Raw genomic sequence first — 19,898 nt, 5'->3', positions numbered from 1 at the left:
TCGTGTTTGGACCCACTGTGCGGTCAGGGTTCTCGTTGATCGGTTTCGTCCTCGGCGAGGATCCGCCAGGCGGCGCCTTGAAGGTCGTCATACTGGCCGCTCTTCAGCGACCAAAGGAATGCCAGGAGCCCTATTCCTCCCATCAACAGCGCGATCGGTATGAGATAGATCAACATGTTCATGCGGCTTTGACCTCCGCACTCCTGCCGATCCGCCCTCGAATGTGCATATCCCGACGCTTGCCGAAGGCGTTCAGGCGCAGGGCGTTCGTCACCACGATGATCGAGGATGTCGACATTGCCACCGCCGCTATCAGCGGCGTCGCCAATCCGGCGATGGCGATCGGCACTGCTAGAACGTTGTAACCGATGGCGAGAGCGAAGTTCTGCCGGATGAGGCTGGCGGATCGTCGCGCAACGGCGATCGCTTCCGGAACAGCGTCAAGGCGATCGTTGAAGAAAACCAGGTCGGCCGCCTGTCTGCCGATATCGGAGGCTGTGGCCGGCGCCATCGAGACATGCGCGGCAGCAAGTGCCGGGGCGTCGTTGATCCCGTCGCCAACCATGAGCACGCGACGACCTTCGCCATTCAGCCTCTGGCATTCCTCGACCTTCTGTTTCGGCGTCAGAGAGCCCAAAGCCCTGTCGATACCCAGGGCATGCGCCGTATTGTCGACGACGGTCTGCCTGTCTCCGGACACGATCAGCGTTTCAAGGCCGGCTGCATCGAGCCGGTCGATGGCCTCGCAAGCACCCGGACGAAGCGTGTCATCGAAGAAGAAGCGAGCAAGATCGACGCCATTCTTCGACAGGACCACTTCCGAGAACGGACTGTCGGCGGTGCGGGGCACGACGCTGGTTCCGCAGGCAAACGCCGCGTTGCCCAATCGATAGACATCTGCTCCGTTCCTGGCTTCCAGTCCCCCGCCGGGGATTTCCGTGACGATGTCGAAGGACATGAGGTCGGTCTCGGTGTCTCGTACCAGGGCCCGAGAAAGGGGATGCCGTGAATGCGCCGCCAATCCACGGGCGATCGCGGTGGCGCTCTCGTCCATGGCGTCCACTCTGACAAGGCGCGAACTGCCGATCGTCAAGGTGCCCGTCTTGTCAAAGGCCACGGTGTCGGTCTCGGCCAGTCTTTCGAGTGCTGAGCCGTCCTTCACCATGATGCCCTTCCGGAAAAGTTCGCCCGCGGCGACGACCTGGACCACGGGTACGGCAAGACCCAATGCGCATGGGCAGGTAATGATCAGCACCGCTACGGCGACCAGCATGGCCTGTTTCCAGTCTCCGCCCAGGAGGCCCCAGGCAAGGAAGGAGACCAGCGCCAGCAGATGCACGACCGGGGAATAGAGCGTCGCAGCGCGATCGGCGATCCTGCGATAGCGAGCTCTTCCGCCCTCGGCGGCTTCCATGAGGCCGATGATCTCCGAGAGAAGCGAATTCTTGGCAATTCTCGTCGCCCGCAACACGAGGGAGCCGGTCAGATTCATCGCCCCGGAACTCACTTCGCTGTTGCTGACGACGGCGACCGGGCTGCTCTCGCCGGTGACGATGGAGAGGTCCACGTCACTTTCTCCGCTGACGACGATGCCATCGACGGGAACCCGTTCGCCTGCGGCTATCGAGATTTCATCCCCCGCCGCGATCTCTTCTACCGCAATGTAGCGTCGCGACCCGTCCGGATTGATCAGCAATGCTCCGCGCGGCGCCAGTCTTGCGAGTCCGTTGATCGCCGCCCGAGCCTTTTCCCGCATGACATGATCGAGGGTTCTGCCGATCAGCAGGAAGAAGAGCAGCGAGACCGAAGCGTCGAACCAGGCATGCTCGCCGTGATGGACGGTCTCCCACAATGAAACGGCATAGGAGAGCGTCACGGCGAGCGAAATCGGAACGTCCATGTTGGTGCGCCAGTGCCGCAGCGCATTCCAGGCCGATCTGAAGAAGAAGCGCCCCGCATAAACCAGCGCGGGCGCTGCTATCATCGCCGAGATCCAATGAAACATGTCGCGCGTCGCAGCATCTGCGCCCGACCAGACCGATACCGAGAGCAACATGATGTTGGCGGCCGCAAAACCGGACACGCCGATCGCGAGGAGAAGTTGATTTCTGGTCTTGTCGTTCTCGGGAGCTGAGGGCGTGAAGAGATGCGCGCGATATCCGGACGAGTTGATCGCTGCCAGGATCTTGGACGGATCGGTTGCGCGTGTCTCCATCTCCTCCTGGTAGACGCAGCTCACCCTTCGAGCCGTGAGATTAACTCGCGCTGTCTTGACGAAGGAAAGCGCCAACAACGCCCTTTCGATGGTCGAAATGCAGCCACCGCAGTGGGCGTCGGGGACGCTCAGGTCCAGCTGGCGCAATCCTTCGCCGAGCGGCTGGCTGGCAAGGCGAACCTCTTCGGCACTGAATGATGTCGTGCTGAGGGCAAGCACGCTTTCCGCGTCCATGGTACAGCAGCTCACTGGCCTAACTCCGCGGTATCGATGCGTTTTGCCTCATGCATGACGACCACGCCGCCGTTTCGCGAGATGGCCTCGACGATCCAGTCACCGTCGGCTAGATCATGCTCCGCTTCGAACCGCCCCGCGGCTGTCTTCATGAGCGTAAGGAGGAAGTCCTCGTGGTCTCCGACCGGACGTTTGAAATTCAGAATGACGTCGTCGACGATCGCAGGCGATCCGCTCTTGTCGTGAATATAGTAGCGGATCTCGTGCCCCTTTATGGAGAGGTTGCCCTCGATGCCGGAAGCGGCCATTGCCTTCATCGCCGCCGCTTTGCGGTTGAACTCCTGACTGGCGACATAGGTGTTTTCCACGACCAGACCGCTCCAGCTGGAAGAGGCATAGAAGGCCATGGTGACGTTCACCGCGATCACCACGCCAAAGAATGCCGAGGTCGAAAGCAGCATGTGCAAGCCTGTAAAACCTTGAGCGGAGGTCTTCATTTGATGTCTCCCGGTGCATTGAACGCCGCGCGGTAGGTTGCCCGGTCGGCATGCTCGGTATCTTCGATAACGAACAGAAATTCATTGATCGCGGCTCCGGTAGGCTTGCGCGTAACGAAGACCTTCAGCGTCGTGGCCGCGTCGGGTTCGGCATGGACCGTAAAGCTGCGAGCGTCTTCCTTGCCGAACTCGGGAATGCGCATCGTCGCCCCCTCCAGCCCGACCAGGCTTATGTTCACATCCCTCGGCTTCGGCACCATGTTCAGGACACGAAGCGTGTAGCCATTCCGCAGCGAGCCGTCGCTTTCCAGAACATATTGGGGGTTTCGGTCGTGAACGACGTTGAGTTCAAGGCGCTCCCGAAAGGTGAGATGGACGAGCATCGCCACGCCGACCGACGACCAGGCGATTGCGTAAAACACGGTTCTCGGACGAAAGATGATCCGCCAGTTGAAGTGCCGGATCGCCGGAACGAAGGTCCCATCCTCGTTTCGAACTCTGGACGGTTGGACGGCCGTTCGTCCTTCGTCGGTGGCAAGCGACATGTTGCCCGAGTATTCGCTCAGCGTGGCGTAGGCGATCAGGCCGCGAGGCTTTCCGAGCTTGTCCATGACACCGTCGCAGGCGTCGATGCAGAGCGCGCATGTGATGCACTCCATCTGCTGTCCGTCGCGAATGTCGATTCCCATCGGACACACCGCCACGCAGGCATTGCAATCCACGCAATCCCCGACCGATAGGCCATTGACCAAAGCCTTCTTGGCGTGACGCGACCGCTGCTCGCCTCGCCAGTCATTGTAGGTGACGACGAGAGAATTTTCGTCGAGCATCGCACCCTGGATGCGTGGCCACGGACACATATAGGTGCACACCTGCTCGCGCATGAGACCGCCGAGCACATAGGTCGTCGCAGTAAGGATGGCGACGGTGGTGTAGGCGGCTGCAGGAGCGTGGCCGGTGAACAGCGAAACAAGCAGGCTCGGCGCGTCGGCAAAATAAAAGATCCACGCTCCGCCTGTGACGATGCCGATCAGCAGCCAGATCAAGTGTTTGACGACACGCTTCCTCAGCTTGGCAAAGCTCAGGGGGCTAGCGTCAAGCTTCATTCGCGCGTTTCGATCGCCTTCGATCGCACGTTCGACGACGAGAAAAAGATCAACCCAGACCGTCTGCGGACAAGCGTAGCCGCACCATGCACGGCCAACCGCGGAAGTGACGAGAAACAGCCCGAACCCGGCCATGACCAGGAGACCCGCTACATAATAAAATTCCTGAGGCCAGATCTCGATGAAGAAAAAGAAGAAGCGCCGTGAGGAAAGGTCGATGAGGATTGCCTGGTCAGGCGCGTAAGGACCGCGATCCCAGCGAATCCATGGCGCGAGATAGTAGATGCCGAGCGTAACCAGCATGACGATCCACTTGAACCGACGGAATTGTCCCTCTGCACGTTTGGGAAAAACCTTCCTCCGAGGTGCGTAGAGAGGCTGCCGGTTGCGACGGGCATTGACCGGCTCGACATTGAGCCGCTCGATGTTATCGGGATCTGGTGCAGTGTAGAGGTTCATGGGACCTATCCGATTTCACCCACCCTTGTCCCATCTGCCGCGCATTCGTTCCTTGATGCAGATCAAGAGACAAGGCCTTCCCGCGAAAGGAAAAGGCCACGCCCTGGAGAGAGGGCGCGGCCTGCAGGAGCTGCGGGGGAACAACCACCGCTGGGACGTCCTCGACAAGTCTACAGCTAGCGGCTTGTCTGCCCGTGGTCTTTGAGACAGGTCAAACTGACAATCGAACTGCCGATCTTTGCCGGGTCGTCCTGATCGGACGGGGCGGCGTGGCCTTGGCGCGCGCCGACACACGCGATCGTATGGTGGCGCGCGGCGTGCCATAGAGATCGAGGATCGGGTTGTGGCCGTGAACTGCCATGGCTTTTCTCCTCACGTCCCGCCGCCAAGCGAATGCACGAAAATGGTAAGTTCCTTGACGGTCGTATCGCCGAGACGCCCTGTCCAGGCAGGCATGACGCCATGCTTGGGAGCAGCCACCTGACGGATGATCGCATCCTCGCCGCGTGCCTTCAGCCAGATCGCATCGGCGAGATCCGGCGCGCCCATTTCCGCTTTTCCTTTGGCGTCGTCGCCGTGACATGCGGCACAGTTATCGACGAAGACCTGTTTTCCGGCCTCTGCGAGGCCGGGGTCCGACGGTGTATTGGTCAGTCCCCAGACGTAAGCCGCGATCTGCCTTGTCTGGAGGGGATCCAGAACATCGGCAAAGGGCGGCATCTCGGAAGCATGAGTGTCCGTATCCTCGTCGAAGCGAATTCCATGCGCGATCGTCGCCTGGATGGCATCCAGGTCTCCACCCCACAGCCAATCGTCGTCGTTGAGGTTCGGAAATCCCGGGCCGCCGCTTGCTCCCGAGCCATGGCACGGCGCGCAGTTCACCTTGAATGCAGACGCGCCGCCGGCGACCGCGAATTCGCGAAGGGCTGAATCGGAGTCGATCTCGTGCACCGTCTTGGCGGCGATCAGATCACGCAGCGTCGTCTGCGATGCTTTGGCCTGATCCAGGTTTTGCTGCAACTCGGCGCGGCTGGAGAAACCCAGCATGCCCTTCGTGGCGTCGGTAACCATCGGAATCGCGGGATATGCGATCGCATAACCCAAGGCCCAGACGATGGTGGCGTAGAAGGTCCACACCCACCAGCGGGGCATCGGATTGTTGAGCTCGCGGATGCCGTCCCATTCATGTCCGGTCGTTTCGACGCCGCTAAATTCATCGATATGTTTTTCCGACATCTCAATCGTCCTTCAAGGGAATATCGGCGGCTTCTTTCGCCGTTTGCTTGCTGCCTGGGCGAAGGGTGAACACAACCGCGCCGACGAAGAATGCCGCCATTGCCAAAAGGCCCCAGCTGTCGGCGAAGTGTCTCATTGCAGTGTAGGTTTCCATGGATCACCTCATCGGTAGCCGGTCGCGTCGTCGTAGGTCGAGAAATCGACCAACGTTCCGAGCACCTGCAGGTAGGACACCAGGGCATCCATTTCGGTCAGCGCAGCAGGATCGCCGTCGAAATCGCCGGTCTTCGCCTTCGGATAGCGGGCAAGCAGGGCCGTCGTATCTGCGTTCGGATCGGCTTGGGCCTTCATGTCGGCCTCCGCATTCGCCAACATGTCGTCGTTATAGGGCACGCCCACGTCCTCGTTGGCCTTCAGGTCCATTCCCACGTCCTTGACCGTCACCCTCTGCTCTTTGAGGAAGGCGTAACTCGGCATGATCGACTCCGGCACGACTGCCCGTGGATCCGCGAGATGCTGGACATGCCATTCGTTGGAGTAACGTGCGCCGACACGAGCCAGATCCGGCCCGGTTCGCTTGGATCCCCATTGGAAAGGATGATCGTACATGGACTCGGCCGCGAGCGAATAATGGCCGTAGCGTTCGACCTCGTCGCGGAACGGCCTGATCATCTGGCTGTGGCAGAGGTAGCAGCCTTCGCGGATGTAGATGTTCCGGCCGGCCAATTCGAGCGGCGTATACGGCCGCATGCCTTCCACCTTTTCAATCGTATTCTGCAGGTAGAACAGCGGTGCGATTTCGACGATGCCGCCGATGCTCACGACGAGCAGCGAGCCGACGAGAAGAAGCGTCGCGTTCTTCTCGAGGATCTGATGTTTATCTAGAATTGATGCCATGTCTCACCTCATTCGGCAGGCTGTGGTTGGGGCACGAAAGTGGTTGGGATTGCAGCTTCGTCGCGCAGGTGGCCGCGGATCGTCATGAACACGTTCCAGGCCATGACGAGACCGCCTGCCAGGTAAAGCGTTCCGCCGACCGCGCGCAGCACGTAGTAGGGGAACATCGCCGCGACTGTCTCCGCGAAGGAATAGACGAGGAAGCCCTGAGAATTGTACTCGCGCCACATCAGCCCCTGCTGGATGCCGGCAACCCAAAGCACGGCGGCGTAGACGACGATCCCGAGGGTTGCGAGCCAGAAGTGCCAGTTGACCATCCGCAGGCTGTAGAGACGTTCGCGTCCCCATAGCTTCGGCGTCAGGTAGTAGATCGCCCCGAAGGTGATCATCCCGACCCAGCCGAGAGCGCCGGAATGCACGTGGCCGATCGTCCATTCGGTATAGTGGCTGAGCGAATTGACGGTTTTCACCGACATCATCGGGCCTTCGAAGGTCGACATCCCGTAAAAGGCGATGGCGACGATCATCATACGGATGATCGGATCGGTGCGGATCTTGTCCCAGGCGCCTGAAAGGGTCATGAGACCGTTGATCATGCCGCCCCAGGAGGGCATCCAGAGCATGATCGAGAAAACCATGCCGAGCGTTTGGGCCCAGTCGGGCAGCGCCGTGTAATGCAGATGATGCGGGCCGGCCCAGATGTACATGAAGATCAGCGCCCAGAAGTGGATGATCGAGAGCCGGTATGAATAGACGGGTCGGTTGGCCTGTTTCGGCACGAAGTAGTACATCATGCCCAGGAAGCCGGCGGTGAGGAAAAAGCCGACGGCGTTGTGGCCGTACCACCATTGGGTCAGCGCGTCCTGGACGCCCGAGAAGACAGAATAGCTCTTGGAACCAAGGAACGAGGTGGGAACCGCCAGGTTGTTGACCACGTGCAGCATCGCGATGGTGACGATGAAGCTAAGATAGAACCAGTTTGCCACGTAGATGTGCGGCTCTTTGCGCTTCAGGATCGTTCCAAGATACACGGCGAGGTAGGCGAGCCAGACGATGGTCAGCCAGAGGTCGACGTACCACTCAGGCTCGGCATATTCACGGGCCTGAGTGATTCCGAGAACGTATCCGGTCGCAGCCATCACGATGAAAAGCTGGTAACCCCAGAATACGAACCAGGCCAGGCTACCGCCGAAAAGACGTGCGCGACAGGTGCGTTGCACCACGTAGAACGACGTCATGATCAGCGCATTGCCGCCAAAGGCGAAGATGACCGCCGATGTGTGAACGGGCCGCAGCCTTCCGAAATTGAGATAAGGGGCGATGTTGAGGTCGGGAAAGGCCAGTTGCAGCGCGATGACCACGCCAACCAGGAAGCCGACTACGCCCCAGAAAACCGTGGCGATCAGGCCATACCGTATCACCTCGTCGAAATAGCCTGATATATCGACTTTCCGCCGTTGGCCTGCCGGCGAAAAATCAACATTCCTGATCAGCACAGCAGCGCCCGCGGCAAGGCAGAAGCAAAGTATCCCCATATGGACCGCAAAGAGATGATCATGCGCGAATGCGGCTAGTAGCAGCGCTAGAAACGCCGCGACCGCGATCACCATCGTTTCCGTTGTGTAATTCATGATGTCGTCCCCAGTACGCCGACGACCGCGTCGCGGCCGTCTTTCTCGCCAGGACTGTCATGAAGCGGCAAATTGCGCCTTGATCTGCGTCAACGAGAGGGTCGGTAAATGGGACAGCGCTACGGTTCGATCTCGCGTTTTGCTGGTGGATCAGTTCTCTGGATTGCCGGAAGCATGTTGCTTTCAGCTTGTCGGTCATTCCAGACATTGCGCTGACCACGGCGATAATCTTATTTCTTCCTGCACCGCAACTCAGCTAAATGCCGAACAACTCGAGCGTAATGACAAAGATCTCGAAAACTCGACTCTCCGAATTTGACAATGGTCGTCTTTATGTTTCACCTAGAATATCGGCGCTGTGAACCACCAGGCCGACCATCAGTCCAAGCGTGTCGACGACGATATGACGCTTGCGTCCCTTAATCTTCTTGCCCGCGTCATAGCCCGAAATGCCGCCGCTTTCCGTGGTTTTTACCTTTGACTGTCGATCACGCCCGCAGACGGCGAGGCTTCCCGGCCTTCCAATTCACGCGCCTCCATCACAAGATGATGGTTGATCCGACCCATAACCCTGTTCTCGCCATTCATAGAAATAGGACTGCACCGTTGTAAAAGGCGGAAAATCCTTGGGCATCATCCGCCATTGGCACCCAGTCGTGGCGATGTAAAGCAACGCATTCACGACCTCGCGAAGATCGGTGCTACGCGGCCTGCCCAGTCGCCTCGGTTCGGGCAGGCAAGGCGAGATCAATCCCCATTCCCGGTCCGTCAAATCGCTTGCATACCGCATTGCGCGTCGGGCATATTGGCGACGGGTGAAATCAGTCCAGCCCATTGTGGTCTCCGTTCGTCCTAAGCAAACAAACAGAACCACAACTGGCTGATTTCACTCAACTCTTTTTCGGTCAGGCTCTTAGAGATCCTTACAATGTTCTTATGAGAACTTTTACTCAAATCACTGCCAGCTTTATTCTATTCTAAGCTTTATGGCCGCCCAATGCTGGCGGGAATGCAAATCGTCAGCGTCTGGGCGGCGCGCATGACGAAGGGCTGGTTGACCGACGGAGGCCGCTGTCGCGGCCGCCGTCAACAAGACCCTCGGAGCAGGCAAGATTACATGCACGCCGGCCACCGCCTATGAACTGCTGATTAGCTGCAGTTTCTTTCATCCGCCGATTGCTTCGTAGCGTGCAGAATTGGGGCCTCAGGGTGACGAGCGCGCGACAGCGGGCGGAGGTGGATATTCGACTTTCCGCCTCAACCTTCGCGCAAGACCAGAAGAGAATTGTGGGTGTAGGAAACCCCTTACTGGCAGGCGGTCAGGCCGCCCGGATTTCGAATGGCGGCAAAACCGACGCCGTCGATCGTGTTGTCGTTACGGACAATGAAGCAGTAATTCATCGGCGGGAGGTGCGGCGACGATGCAGGAGTTGGCCCCAGCCGGAATGACATAGGTGTCCGCTCCGACGATCGCAAAGACGGAGGCCGTTCCATTCGGATGGGGCACCGGCTGCTTGGTGAACAGGATCGCATCGTTCGGCGGTGCGACCGCAATGGCCTGGTCGTTCCGGCAATCGGACGAAAATACGAGTTGTGCCGCGTCGGGCAGCGCTGTTGCGAGGATAGAGACGGTGGCAATGGCAGCCCGGCAGCGATTTTACCGCGACGTGCTGTTTGGCCAGTGGATTTCAATGTAATACGTAACGTTGCTATATTCCTTTTGTTCAAGGGTTTATTGGCTTGCTCAAGCGTCAGTGATGATCCGGATCTCTGGGTCTATGGTCCTCCTGTCGCCGAAAAGGTTCCGTCAGCTTTGTAAGTCACGGTGTAGGCCGCGTAGCCCATGGTGAAATCGCAGCATGCCGAGTTGCTCTCGTCATAAGCGACGGTGCTTCCGACCGGCTGGTAGCCCATCTTCACGAAAAAGATCTGCTTCGGTATGCAGTTCATGACGGCGTTGGGGACAGGAGCGACAAAGCTCGAGAGTATAACCGCCTGATTGTTGTTCAGGGCGACGACGCCGCAATAGAGTTCGGGATGCGGCAACGGGGTATAGGAAGGCACGTTCATGCCAAACCCTCCGATCGCAATTCCGGCTTGATTGGCGGGCGCGGAAAGTCCGAGCGGATCGAGCGTCAAGGTCGTGCAGTTGTCCGGCGAACCGTCAACCGTGGTGAGCGTAACCGGTCGGAACGCCGATGTGCTACCGACCACGGATAGTGTGGCGGCATTGAGCGAGAGAAGCGCGATCAGCTGCGAGGGCGACGCCGCCTGTTTGGTGCTGAATGCACCTGCATAGACCTGACTGTCCAAACCGAAATTGACTTGCGCTCCCGAACTTGCGTAATTGCCGATGCTTTGGCAGCCGAGACTGCCGCTGAAGACGAGACCAGGGCTCGGCAGCAACGGAAATGCGGCCTGCTTCTGGAACACATAGAAATATTGCGTCGTCTGCGAAAAGTTCCGAACGATGATCTGGTAGGACGAACTGGTCATTGCGTGTGACAATCCCCTTAGAGATCCAGCCTGTCCGCGCCCGGGCGGCGGCGGCAACCGCGAGGATGGTGCGCAGGTGAAGAGGGGACGGTTCTTCACCTGCATGGGTGCCAAGGCTTACTGGAGCTGCGTGGTCCAGGTGCCGTCAGATTTCAGGCTGACGTTGCAGACGGAATAGCCGCCGGTGAAATCGGAAAGCGCCGCGTTCACGCTCGATTGCGTGAAGTTCATCACGACACCTGGCGTGTAGGCGCCGGTCTGGACATAATATTTAAGGATCGGCTGGCAATCGGTATTGCTGGCAGGGTTTGCCTGCACGAAGTTGGAGAGCACGATGCCGCCATTGACGGCAACCGCCGAGCCGACATTGAAATAGGGCGGCGCGTTGAAGACCGGCGTGGTGATGCGGAAGGCGCCAGGCTGCACACCCTCCCCGTAGATCGGCGAGGATAGTCCGAGCGGATTAACCGTCGCGGTCGTCCAATCGTTCGGTTTGCCGCTGCTACCGGAACTCGTAGCAAGATCGATGGCGCGGCTGGCTGACGAGTAGCCGGAAGAGGCGCCGATTTGCGGCGGTGTGTTCGCCGGCTGGATGCCGGCATAATATTGCAGGTTAACCTGGAAGGTCAGGATCGCGCCCGTGTTGTCATAGTTGCCGAGCGATTGCGAGAAAAGGCTATTCGAATAGACTCGCCCCCCGCCGGTATAAATGGCCGGCTGCTGGAAGAAGTAGAAGGTTTGCGTCTGGGGTTCGCAATTTTTCACGTTGATGGTCAGCATTGTAGACATGTCGGCAACCCTTCTGCCTGAGGGATTTTGCACTTACGTGCAACAGTCGATTTGTGAGATACTCACGGCTGGTCGGCGTGGCATGTTTCGTTCCTGTTGTTTGATCTGCGACACGTTTCAGGTGCTGTGGGGTGTTAAATGCCGCACCCGATCCTCCTTCTCATTTATTTTCCTCCACGTGTTCGAACCGATGCGGTTATCCCGCAACGCGGATGCGAAAGCCGTTCCGCTGCGTCGCAATAGCTCACAAGATTCGTGCCAAGCAGGCCGATAGAGATGACGAACAATAATTTACTGCGATTCCAGTTATGTGGGCGCAAAATGCGCGATTGAGAACAGGAACGCTTGTCACGTAAACGACAAAGGTGATGACAATGTCGCAAATTGTTGTATGCGTCTGAAGGACCACAAGCTGGCGCTGGCTCAGCAGTAAGGCGCGTCAGATCAAGTGGCTTCGGCTTTGGTTATGCGGTAGCTCGCCCAACCGATCAGAACGGCGTTGATGTAACGATTGAGGCGGAGAAAAGCCAAGACCTCGACGCGCTGCAGCAGCTTTTATGGACGGCTTTCGATTGATATTTCCAGCAAGGGTTACTCGACGCTTCTGGCAATCATCCTGTTCACGCCCGCAACATCAGCTAAACCGCTTGTCCAAGCCTCACTAGGCGCCCGCAGCGTTATTTTCTCGATCGCTGTGCTTCTGATCGCGCATACGGTGTCGCTAGTCAGATTATCAACGGCAAACCGAAGCGCGATACACGCCCACCGCACCAGAGCTTCAGTCCCCGTGATATCTCCCGGGAGATTATTCGGCGTTGAAATCTTCCAACTCGTGGCGCAGCTATCATGGACTTGTCCGACCTGAAGGCTATCGAACCGCCCCTCCGGGGCGGATTGCGACACGACATGTCGGCAACCCTACAAAACCCCTTCGCATAGCGACAACGAAACATGTGCAATCTCGAAGGCTTACCGGCGCAACTTTATTGGCACGAGCAGTGCTCAGAGTTAGCCGGGTCCCTGAAGCCCGAATCCGATTGGGGAGCTTAAACGACTATGCACATCGTGGTCTGTATCAAACAAGTGCCGGACTCTGCGCAGATACGCGTCCACCCGGTGACAAATACGATAATGCGCCAAGGCGTACCGACCATCATTAACCCTTACGACCTGTTTGCTCTCGAAGAGGCACTTCAAGTTCGTGACCGCTATGGGGGCGAGGTGACCGTTCTCACGATGGGACCGCCCATGGCTGAGCAAGCGCTACGCAAAGCCCTTACCCACGGCGCAGATCGCGCAGTGCTTCTGACCGACCGCCTCTTTGCTGGATCTGACACGCTGGCGACGTCGTATGCTCTTTCTCAAGCAGTAGGGAAGATTGGCGAGAGCTACGGGGCGCCTGATATCGTCTTTACGGGAAAGCAGACAATTGACGGCGACACGGCCCAGGTCGGACCCGGAATTGCAAAGAGGCTGAACCTCCAGCAACTGACTTACGTAACGAAGATTGTCTCCATTGATCCCACTTCGCGCGAGCTCATGGTTGAACGGCACGCGGAGAGCGGCACGCAGATGCTGAAGAGCACGTTTCCATGTCTCATCACCGTGCTGGAAGGTGTCAATGCTATCCGCCGGGGCTCTCTCGATGACGCCTTCCGTGCCGCGCGAAGCCCGGTTCTTAAATGGGGGGCCGCTGACGCCGGCATTGGGGAGTTGACCAAATGCGGCCTAAGGGGATCGCCGACGGTCGTGAAGCGAGTATTCGCCCCTGGTCCGCGCGCCGAAAAAGCTATGCAAATGGACATTAACGACAAAACATTGGCGGAGGTCGCCGCGGACACGGTCGCTGCAATTTTTGCCTGCCAGCCTGTTTTGGAACGCAAGCTCACGTCCCATGGCAATCGGTGAGCAGCGAGGAGTAGATTTTGGTCGCTAGAAAAAATGAAACGCCGGCAAATGCGGTCGGCCGCGCCAGCTCAGGGAAAAAGCTGCTTAAGTGTTTCGAAGATCACCGGCACGTCTGGGTCTTCATGGAACTTGAGCGCGGCAATGTTCATCCCGTATCGATTGAACTCCTCGGCGAAGGCCGCAGACTAGCTGACAAGCTGGGTGTCCAACTGGCCGGGGTAATCCTCGGTTCGTCTGAAGGCGTGGGCACCAAGCCTGCGATCGAAGAGGCCTTCGCTTACGGAGCTGATGTCGCCTATCTGGTAGAGTCGCCCCTCCTCGCCGACTATCGAAACGAACCCTTCACCAAGGCTTTGACGGATCTGGTCACTACTCACAAACCAGAAATTCTCCTTCTCGGCGCGACCACGCTCGGCCGCGACCTCGCCGGTGCTGTAGCAACGACCTTACAAACAGGGCTTACGGCTGATTGCACCGAGCTGGATGTTGATGGAGATGGTTCACTCGCAGCGACGCGGCCAACTTTCGGCGGGTCCTTGTTGTGCACGATCTACACGCTGACCAGCCGGCCGCAAATGGCAACGGTGCGGTCCAGGGTCATGGCGACGCCGCAACGTGCGGATAAGCCAATTGGACGCGTTATCCAACATCAACTCCTAATGGTTGAGGAGGAGATCGTCACCAAAGTGCTCGCGTTCCTTTGTAACAGCGGGTCTGAGCAATCCGATCTGGCCAACTCCGACATCGTGATCGGGGGCGGTCTCGGCCTCGGCGCTGCAGGAAACCTGCAATACTTGAGAAACCTGGCAACGACGATCGGCGGGGGTGTCGGGTGCTCGCGCCCACTGGTCCAAAAAGGCTGGATGCCTGCTGATCGACAAATTGGTCAGTCCGGCCATACCATTAGACCCAAGCTCTACATCGCGGCGGGAATATCTGGCGCGGTCCAGCATCGCGTTGGAGTCGAAGGAGCCGATCTGATTGTCGCTATCAACCTCGACCAGAACGCTCCGATCTTTGACTTCGCCCACATCGGCGTTGTCGCTTGCGCGCTGGAGTTCTTGCCGGCGTTGACAGAAGCTTTCGCCAAGCGAATGCCACCGCACAACTCTATCAAGGGTATGGACCGAGGAAGGCTAGATGACCAAGAGTAAGTTCGACGCGATCGTGATTGGTGCCGGTATGTCCGGCAACGCAGCAGCCTATTCGATGGCTAGTCGCGGTCTAAAAGTGCTGCAGCTGGAGCGCGGAGAACATTCGGGCTCTAAGAATGTTCAAGGGGCTATATTGTACGCCAACATGTTGGAGGCGATTATCCCAAACTTCCGCGATGACGCTCCTCTTGAACGGCATCTAGTCGAGCAACGATTCTGGCTAATGGATGACTCGTCGCACACGGGCGTGCACTATCGCTCTGATGACTTCAATGAACTGAAGCCAAACCGGTATACGATCATCCGCGCCCAGTTTGACAAATGGTTCTCACGCAAGGTGCGCGAGGCGGGTGGCACAGTCCTTTGTGAAACGACAGCGACCAGACTCGCTTGGGATCTGAGCGGTAAAGTAATAGGCGTTCACACGGACCGAGAGGGCGGTGTGATCCTCGCGGACGTGGTCGTTCTTGCCGAGGGCGTGAACGGACTGCTTGGAACACGAGCCGGCTTACGCGATATGCCGAAGCCAGAAAATGTGGCCCTCGCTGTCAAGGAAATGCATTTCATGCCGGAAGAGGTGATCGCAGAGCGCTTCGGCCTCAGCGGTAGCGAAGGCTGTGTGATCGAAGCCGGCGGCACGATCTCACGCGGAATGGCCGGACTGGGCTTCCTTTATACCAACAAGGAGTCAATCTCGTTGGGGATCGGCTGCCTCGTCTCCGGTTTAGCGGAAGGCATGGAAAATCCGTACCGCATCCTTGAAGCCTTCAAGCAACATCCCTCGATCCGACCATTACTGGCCGGATCAGAGATCAAAGAATACGCCGCGCATCTTATTCCTGAGGGCGGCTTCAAGGCAATCCCTCCGCTCTTTGGCAACGGGTGGGTCGTCGTGGGCGACGCGGCGCAACTAAACAATACCGTGCATAGGGAGGGATCGAACCTTGCGATGACATCCGGCCTCATGGCGGGTGAAGCGATCTTCCAGATAAAGAGCCGTGGCGGTCTGATGACGAAACGCAATCTCTCTCTCTATAAGGGCATACTGGACAAGTCGTTCGTCATGAAAGACCTGATCAAACACAAAGATCTTCCAAGCCTCCTCCACACCGACAGTCACAATTTTTTCATGACCTATCCAACGCTTATATCTCAAGCAGCGCAAAATTTTGTGCGCGTCGACGGTGCACCTAAAATCAACAGGGAGAAGGCTACAGCTGCCTCCTTTATCAAGGCACGATCCCGTTGGGGGTTGATTAGCGACGCGGTCCGCTCCGCCGCATCTTGGCGTTAAAGGAAAATTCGATGAAGGCGACCATCATTGAGCGCATTGAGGACAAGCTGTACCAAAACCGATATCTCGTCGACACTGGACGTCCGCATATAACAGTGCGACCGCACCGGTCGCCAAGCCCGAACCTGCTCGCCTTGACGCAAATCTGTCCGGCCAAATGTTACGAGGTGAACGAAATTGGTCAGGTGGCGATTGTTCCCGATGGCTGCTTGGAATGCGGCACATGCAGAGTGTTATGCGAAGCGAGTGGGGACATAAAGTGGAATTATCCCCGGGGCGGGTTCGGGGTCCTCTTCAAATTCGGATGAGGAGTCCCTACCTCCGGCGGGATAGCAGCGACCGATGCAGCTGCGTTAGCGGCGGCGATTGAATGTGCATCCACTCAACCTTTCGAAAGGCAAATTTTCTATGCCGCCGGGAACACGATTTTGACTTAGGAATATGCGTTTAGCATATTTCGCGCACCAGGGAAAAAAACAGTGCACCCTCCCCTGTTTGTAGGCATGATTAAACCAGAGGCGCGGCTCCATATACTCTACGACATATCCAAAGAGCTTATCTCTTCTTTTCCTCTAGACAACGTGCTGAAGGCTGCGATGAACGCCCTCGTCGAGCATCTGCGATTGCGCGATGGCGGAATCGTGATTCACGGCTCCGGAGGAGAGCCCTGGATAAACGTACGGGCTCCCATTGGGCACGACGTTCGCTCACGTTCGCTTACGATTGAACAGGCGGACACAATAAATCGTGTCATCGCTAGCGGAGAGAAGCACTTTGGGAAAAATTCTGTCGTTCTCCCCGTTAAAGTAAACCGGAAGACAATCGGCGCATTGTGGATTGATTTCGCGCAGAAAAGCGGAGATCAGGACGAAACCCTTCTGGCAATGATTGCCGTCCTGATCGGCTTAACCTGCCAGCGCTATCGCGAATTGTGCAGCGATGGCGGCTCAGTCGCCGAGGAACAACAAGCAGGACAGATTCCGAAAATCGGGCCGAAGCCTCATCCCACCCAACTCGATAAAATCGACTGGATCGTCGGGGAAAGCCCCGCGCTCAAGAGGGTATTAGCGACGGCCAAGATCGTGGCCGCGACGAACTCCGCGGTGCTCTTGAGAGGAGAGAGCGGCACTGGCAAGGAATGCTTTGCAAGAGCAATACACGCGTTATCGATACGGAAAAGCAAGGCGTTTATTAAGTTGAATTGCGCCGCGCTGTCGGAGACCGTTCTGGAATCCGAATTGTTTGGCCATGAGAAGGGCGCTTTCACTGGCGCTCTGCTTCAACGAGCTGGACGTTTCGAACTGGCCAATGGCGGAACGCTGTTGCTTGATGAAATTGGCGATGTATCACCACAATTCCAGGCAAAGTTATTGCGCGTGTTACAGGAAGGCGAATTCGAACGTCTCGGCGGAACGAAGACATTGAAAGTAGACGTTCGAGTTATATGCGCCACCAACAAGGACCTTGAAGTGGCCGTCCTTCGAGGGGAGTTCAGAGCCGACCTCTATTACCGGATCAATGTGGTGCCCATCATTTTGCCGCCACTTCGGCAGCGCGACGGAGACATTTCGCTTCTAGCGCAAGTGTTCCTCGAGCAATTCAACAAGTCAAATGATCGAAATTTCGACTTCGCGCCGTCGGCAATAGGCATTTTGTCGAAATGCGCCTTCCCCGGCAATGTTCGCGAGCTGGACAACTGCGTACAAAGGACCGCAACTCTCGCCAGTTCAAATACCATCGCTTCATCAGATTTTGCCTGTCAGCAAGACCAGTGTTCTTCAGCGCTCCTCTGGAAAGACGCCCCCGACGACTACCCGGTGCATAGTCTCAACCCGCGAGATACAATGTTAGGCGGACTGGGGGCCAACGCAGGTACTCCTAGCGGTTCCGCAGCCACAATCGAGGCGCCGGGTCTCACTGAGCGTGATCGGCTGATCAAGGCAATGGTGAAGGCTGGTTGGGTACAGGCCAAAGCGGCTCGTATTCTGGGTAAAACGCCGCGGCAGGTCGGCTATGCGCTGAGCCGGTTTGGTATCGATGTGATCAAAGAGTGAAGGTGAGCGATGTCAAGAACATCGTAAGCTTTGGTTGGTTGCTGGAGAAGCGACTTCGGGCGCGATCCTGCCTTGATTGCTACAAAACATCTACGACAGCGAGCGCGGAAACGGGCGGTAAAGGCGACATGTCGACCGGAATCTATCTTGCTTTTGGAGGTTTAACCTTTCCTCACCAATGGAACAATGCGATGTCGGAACCGGAAATAAAGGTCGGGACGACCAGCAGTGCTCTCTTCGACCGGGCGCCGATGGCTCCCGCTATGCCCGGTGGCCGCGCATCTTCGTCCCATGGCCTTTCGGTGACGGATGACATAGATGCGCGGATCTGGGAGAGAATCAAAGACCATCCCTGCTTTTCAGAGCAAGCCCATCACTATTTCGCTCGCATGCATGTCGCGGTCGCGCCAGCCTGTAACATCCAGTGCAACTACTGCAATCGCAAATATGACTGCACCAACGAAAGCCGTCCCGGGGTCGCATCAGTAAAGCTAACTCCCGACCAGGCACTACGCAAGGTGCTTGCCGTCGCCCGCAAAGTGCCGGAGCTTTCGGTAGTCGGCGTCGCCGGACCGGGCGACGCTTGTTACGACTGGAGGAAAACAGTAGCGACGTTTGAAGGAGTTGCCAGGGAAATTCCTGACATCAAACTATGTATCTCGACAAATGGGTTGGCGCTTCCGGACCATGTCGATGAGCTAGCTGACATGAACGTCGATCACGTGACGATCACTATCAACATGGTGGATCCGGAAGTCGGGGCGAAGATCTATCCATGGATACTCCACAGGCATCGTCGATACACTGGGATAGAAGGTGCCAGGATCCTTCACAAGCGCCAAATGCTGGGTTTGGAAATGCTGACCAAACGCGGCATTCTCACCAAGATCAATTCGGTTATGATTCCAGGCGTCAATGACACGCACCTCGTGGAAGTTAACCGATGGATTAGAGACCGCGGGGCTTTCATGCACAATGTGGTGCCCCTGATTTCCAAGCGTTCACATGGTACTTATTACGGTCTTACGGGTCAGCGTTGCCCGGAGCCGTTCGAACTGAAGGCACTTCAAGACTGTCTCGATGGCAACGTTAAGCTTATGCGACACTGCCAACAGTGCCGGGCCGACGCCATCGGTTTGCTGGGCGATGATCGCGAGCGAGAGTTTGCCCTCGACCAGATCTCCACCAAAGTTGAATTCGACACCAGCAAGCGCGAGGCCTATCGCAAGCTGGTCCAGCATGAGCGAGGGGATCAACTGGCAGCAAAATTGGACGCGAACAAAGCAGTCAAGTCACTGGGTTCTTCGGGAACCCTTGCAGTTGCCGTGGCGACTAAAGGTGGCGGCCGGATCAACGAACATTTCGGTCAGGCAAGGGAACTCCAAGTGTATGCAGTCTCACGAAAGGGGATCAACTTGGTGGGACACCGCAAGGTCGAGCAGTATTGCCTCGGTGGTATAGGCGAGAAGGCCACTCTCGATCACACCATCGTTGCACTCGACGGCATCGACATTCTGCTTTCTTCCAAAATCGGCGATTGCCCAAAGAAGCGGTTGGCAGAAACTGGCGTGCGAGCCAGTGACGCATTTTCCTATGATTACATCGAGACTGCGATTGGCGCGCTATACGCCGCCGAGTTTGGCGGCAAACCGGCAATGCCGACGGCTTTAGGCCCCTCTAATTGAATCAGGAGCTAAAACATGGCCTTCAAGATCATTGTATCCCAATGCACCCAGTGCGGCGCTTGCGAATTTGAATGTCCCTCAGATGCGATCAGTTTCAAAGGTGAGGGATATGTTGTGGATCCAAAAAAATGTACCGAGTGCAGGGGTGAGTTTGACACGCAACAATGCGCTTCGGTGTGTCCGATGCCGAAGACCTGCGTCCCTGCCTGATCGCCACCGGACTAAAGCGCAAAGACAGAGCCA

At 57.4% G+C, this 19,898-nt stretch carries 17 protein-coding genes and 2 pseudogenes; 7 read left to right on the top strand and 12 right to left on the bottom strand.

Annotated elements, in window-relative coordinates:
• Nucleotides 1-23 precede the first annotated feature (23 nt).
• The 12 genes and pseudogenes from ccoS to N2600_RS27445 form a co-directional block, all read right to left on the bottom strand.
• Entirely contained in the window at nucleotides 24-182 is a 159-nt protein-coding gene (ccoS, locus tag N2600_RS27500; protein WP_003549679.1) for a cbb3-type cytochrome oxidase assembly protein CcoS, read from the bottom strand.
• On the bottom strand, nucleotides 179-2,464 hold the full coding sequence (locus N2600_RS27495) for a cation-translocating P-type ATPase (RefSeq protein ID WP_260298953.1): 2,286 nt from the start codon (nucleotides 2,462-2,464) through the stop codon (nucleotides 179-181). The genes ccoS and N2600_RS27495 overlap by 4 nt, the downstream gene beginning before the upstream one ends.
• The gene (locus tag N2600_RS27490) at nucleotides 2,461-2,946 is read right to left on the bottom strand and encodes a FixH family protein (RefSeq protein WP_260298952.1); all 486 of its coding nucleotides are present in this window, start codon (nucleotides 2,944-2,946) and stop codon (nucleotides 2,461-2,463) included. Before N2600_RS27490 ends, N2600_RS27495 begins: the two co-directional genes overlap by 4 nt.
• Nucleotides 2,943-4,511, bottom strand: a complete 1,569-nt coding sequence (gene ccoG, locus N2600_RS27485) for a cytochrome c oxidase accessory protein CcoG (protein ID WP_260298951.1) — start codon at nucleotides 4,509-4,511, stop codon at nucleotides 2,943-2,945. Before ccoG ends, N2600_RS27490 begins: the two co-directional genes overlap by 4 nt.
• 176 nt (nucleotides 4,512-4,687) lie before the next feature.
• Nucleotides 4,688-4,872, bottom strand: a pseudogene (locus N2600_RS27480) (hypothetical protein).
• An 11-nt stretch (nucleotides 4,873-4,883) separates the two neighbouring features.
• A complete protein-coding gene (gene ccoP, locus N2600_RS27475; RefSeq protein WP_260298950.1) occupies nucleotides 4,884-5,747 on the bottom strand; it encodes a cytochrome-c oxidase, cbb3-type subunit III in 864 nt (287 codons plus the stop codon).
• A gap of 1 nt (nucleotide 5,748) precedes the next feature.
• The gene (locus N2600_RS27470) at nucleotides 5,749-5,901 is read right to left on the bottom strand and encodes a CcoQ/FixQ family Cbb3-type cytochrome c oxidase assembly chaperone (protein ID WP_003568501.1); all 153 of its coding nucleotides are present in this window, start codon (nucleotides 5,899-5,901) and stop codon (nucleotides 5,749-5,751) included.
• A gap of 8 nt (nucleotides 5,902-5,909) precedes the next feature.
• Nucleotides 5,910-6,644, bottom strand: coding sequence for a cytochrome-c oxidase, cbb3-type subunit II (ccoO, locus tag N2600_RS27465; protein WP_260298949.1), 735 nt, complete (start codon nucleotides 6,642-6,644; stop codon nucleotides 5,910-5,912).
• Nucleotides 6,645-6,652: 8 nt separating this feature from the next.
• Nucleotides 6,653-8,275 carry a cytochrome-c oxidase, cbb3-type subunit I gene (ccoN, locus tag N2600_RS27460; protein WP_260298948.1) on the bottom strand — a complete coding sequence of 541 codons (1,623 nt, stop codon included), beginning with the start codon at nucleotides 8,273-8,275 and terminating at the stop codon, nucleotides 6,653-6,655.
• A gap of 346 nt (nucleotides 8,276-8,621) precedes the next feature.
• A pseudogene (locus N2600_RS27455) lies at nucleotides 8,622-9,110 on the bottom strand (IS5 family transposase); the annotation flags it as partial.
• 941 nt (nucleotides 9,111-10,051) lie between these two features.
• Nucleotides 10,052-10,885, bottom strand: a complete 834-nt coding sequence (locus N2600_RS27450; protein WP_011654238.1) for a hypothetical protein — start codon at nucleotides 10,883-10,885, stop codon at nucleotides 10,052-10,054.
• Between the two features lie 3 nt (nucleotides 10,886-10,888).
• On the bottom strand, nucleotides 10,889-11,560 hold the full coding sequence (locus N2600_RS27445; RefSeq protein ID WP_003551831.1) for a hypothetical protein: 672 nt from the start codon (nucleotides 11,558-11,560) through the stop codon (nucleotides 10,889-10,891).
• Between the two features lie 1,056 nt (nucleotides 11,561-12,616).
• Between N2600_RS27445 and N2600_RS27440 the strand changes: the two genes are divergently transcribed.
• The 7 genes from N2600_RS27440 to N2600_RS27410 all read left to right on the top strand — a co-directional run bounded on the left by N2600_RS27440 (nucleotide 12,617) and on the right by N2600_RS27410 (nucleotide 19,865).
• Nucleotides 12,617-13,468: an electron transfer flavoprotein subunit beta/FixA family protein gene (locus N2600_RS27440; protein WP_131586627.1), complete on the top strand. Its 852-nt coding sequence runs from the start codon at nucleotides 12,617-12,619 to the stop codon at nucleotides 13,466-13,468.
• Between the two features lie 17 nt (nucleotides 13,469-13,485).
• Nucleotides 13,486-14,622 carry an electron transfer flavoprotein subunit alpha/FixB family protein gene (locus tag N2600_RS27435; RefSeq protein ID WP_003551827.1) on the top strand — a complete coding sequence of 379 codons (1,137 nt, stop codon included), beginning with the start codon at nucleotides 13,486-13,488 and terminating at the stop codon, nucleotides 14,620-14,622.
• The gene (locus N2600_RS27430; RefSeq protein WP_260298947.1) at nucleotides 14,609-15,916 is read left to right on the top strand and encodes an NAD(P)-binding protein; all 1,308 of its coding nucleotides are present in this window, start codon (nucleotides 14,609-14,611) and stop codon (nucleotides 15,914-15,916) included. Before N2600_RS27435 ends, N2600_RS27430 begins: the two co-directional genes overlap by 14 nt.
• 11 nt (nucleotides 15,917-15,927) lie before the next feature.
• Nucleotides 15,928-16,224: a ferredoxin family protein gene (locus tag N2600_RS27425; protein WP_003551823.1), complete on the top strand. Its 297-nt coding sequence runs from the start codon at nucleotides 15,928-15,930 to the stop codon at nucleotides 16,222-16,224.
• A gap of 195 nt (nucleotides 16,225-16,419) precedes the next feature.
• Nucleotides 16,420-17,970: a nif-specific transcriptional activator NifA gene (gene nifA, locus N2600_RS27420; protein WP_260299459.1), complete on the top strand. Its 1,551-nt coding sequence runs from the start codon at nucleotides 16,420-16,422 to the stop codon at nucleotides 17,968-17,970.
• A 191-nt stretch (nucleotides 17,971-18,161) separates the two neighbouring features.
• The gene (nifB, locus tag N2600_RS27415) at nucleotides 18,162-19,655 is read left to right on the top strand and encodes a nitrogenase cofactor biosynthesis protein NifB (protein WP_131586682.1); all 1,494 of its coding nucleotides are present in this window, start codon (nucleotides 18,162-18,164) and stop codon (nucleotides 19,653-19,655) included.
• Nucleotides 19,656-19,670: 15 nt separating this feature from the next.
• A complete protein-coding gene (locus N2600_RS27410; protein WP_003551816.1) occupies nucleotides 19,671-19,865 on the top strand; it encodes a 4Fe-4S binding protein in 195 nt (64 codons plus the stop codon).
• Nucleotides 19,866-19,898 lie beyond the last annotated feature (33 nt).

This window comes from Rhizobium sp. WSM1274 (genome assembly GCF_025200775.1).
GTDB classification, from domain to species: Bacteria; Pseudomonadota; Alphaproteobacteria; order Rhizobiales; family Rhizobiaceae; genus Rhizobium; species Rhizobium leguminosarum_I.
This window is presented reverse-complemented; position numbering and strand designations above follow the sequence as displayed.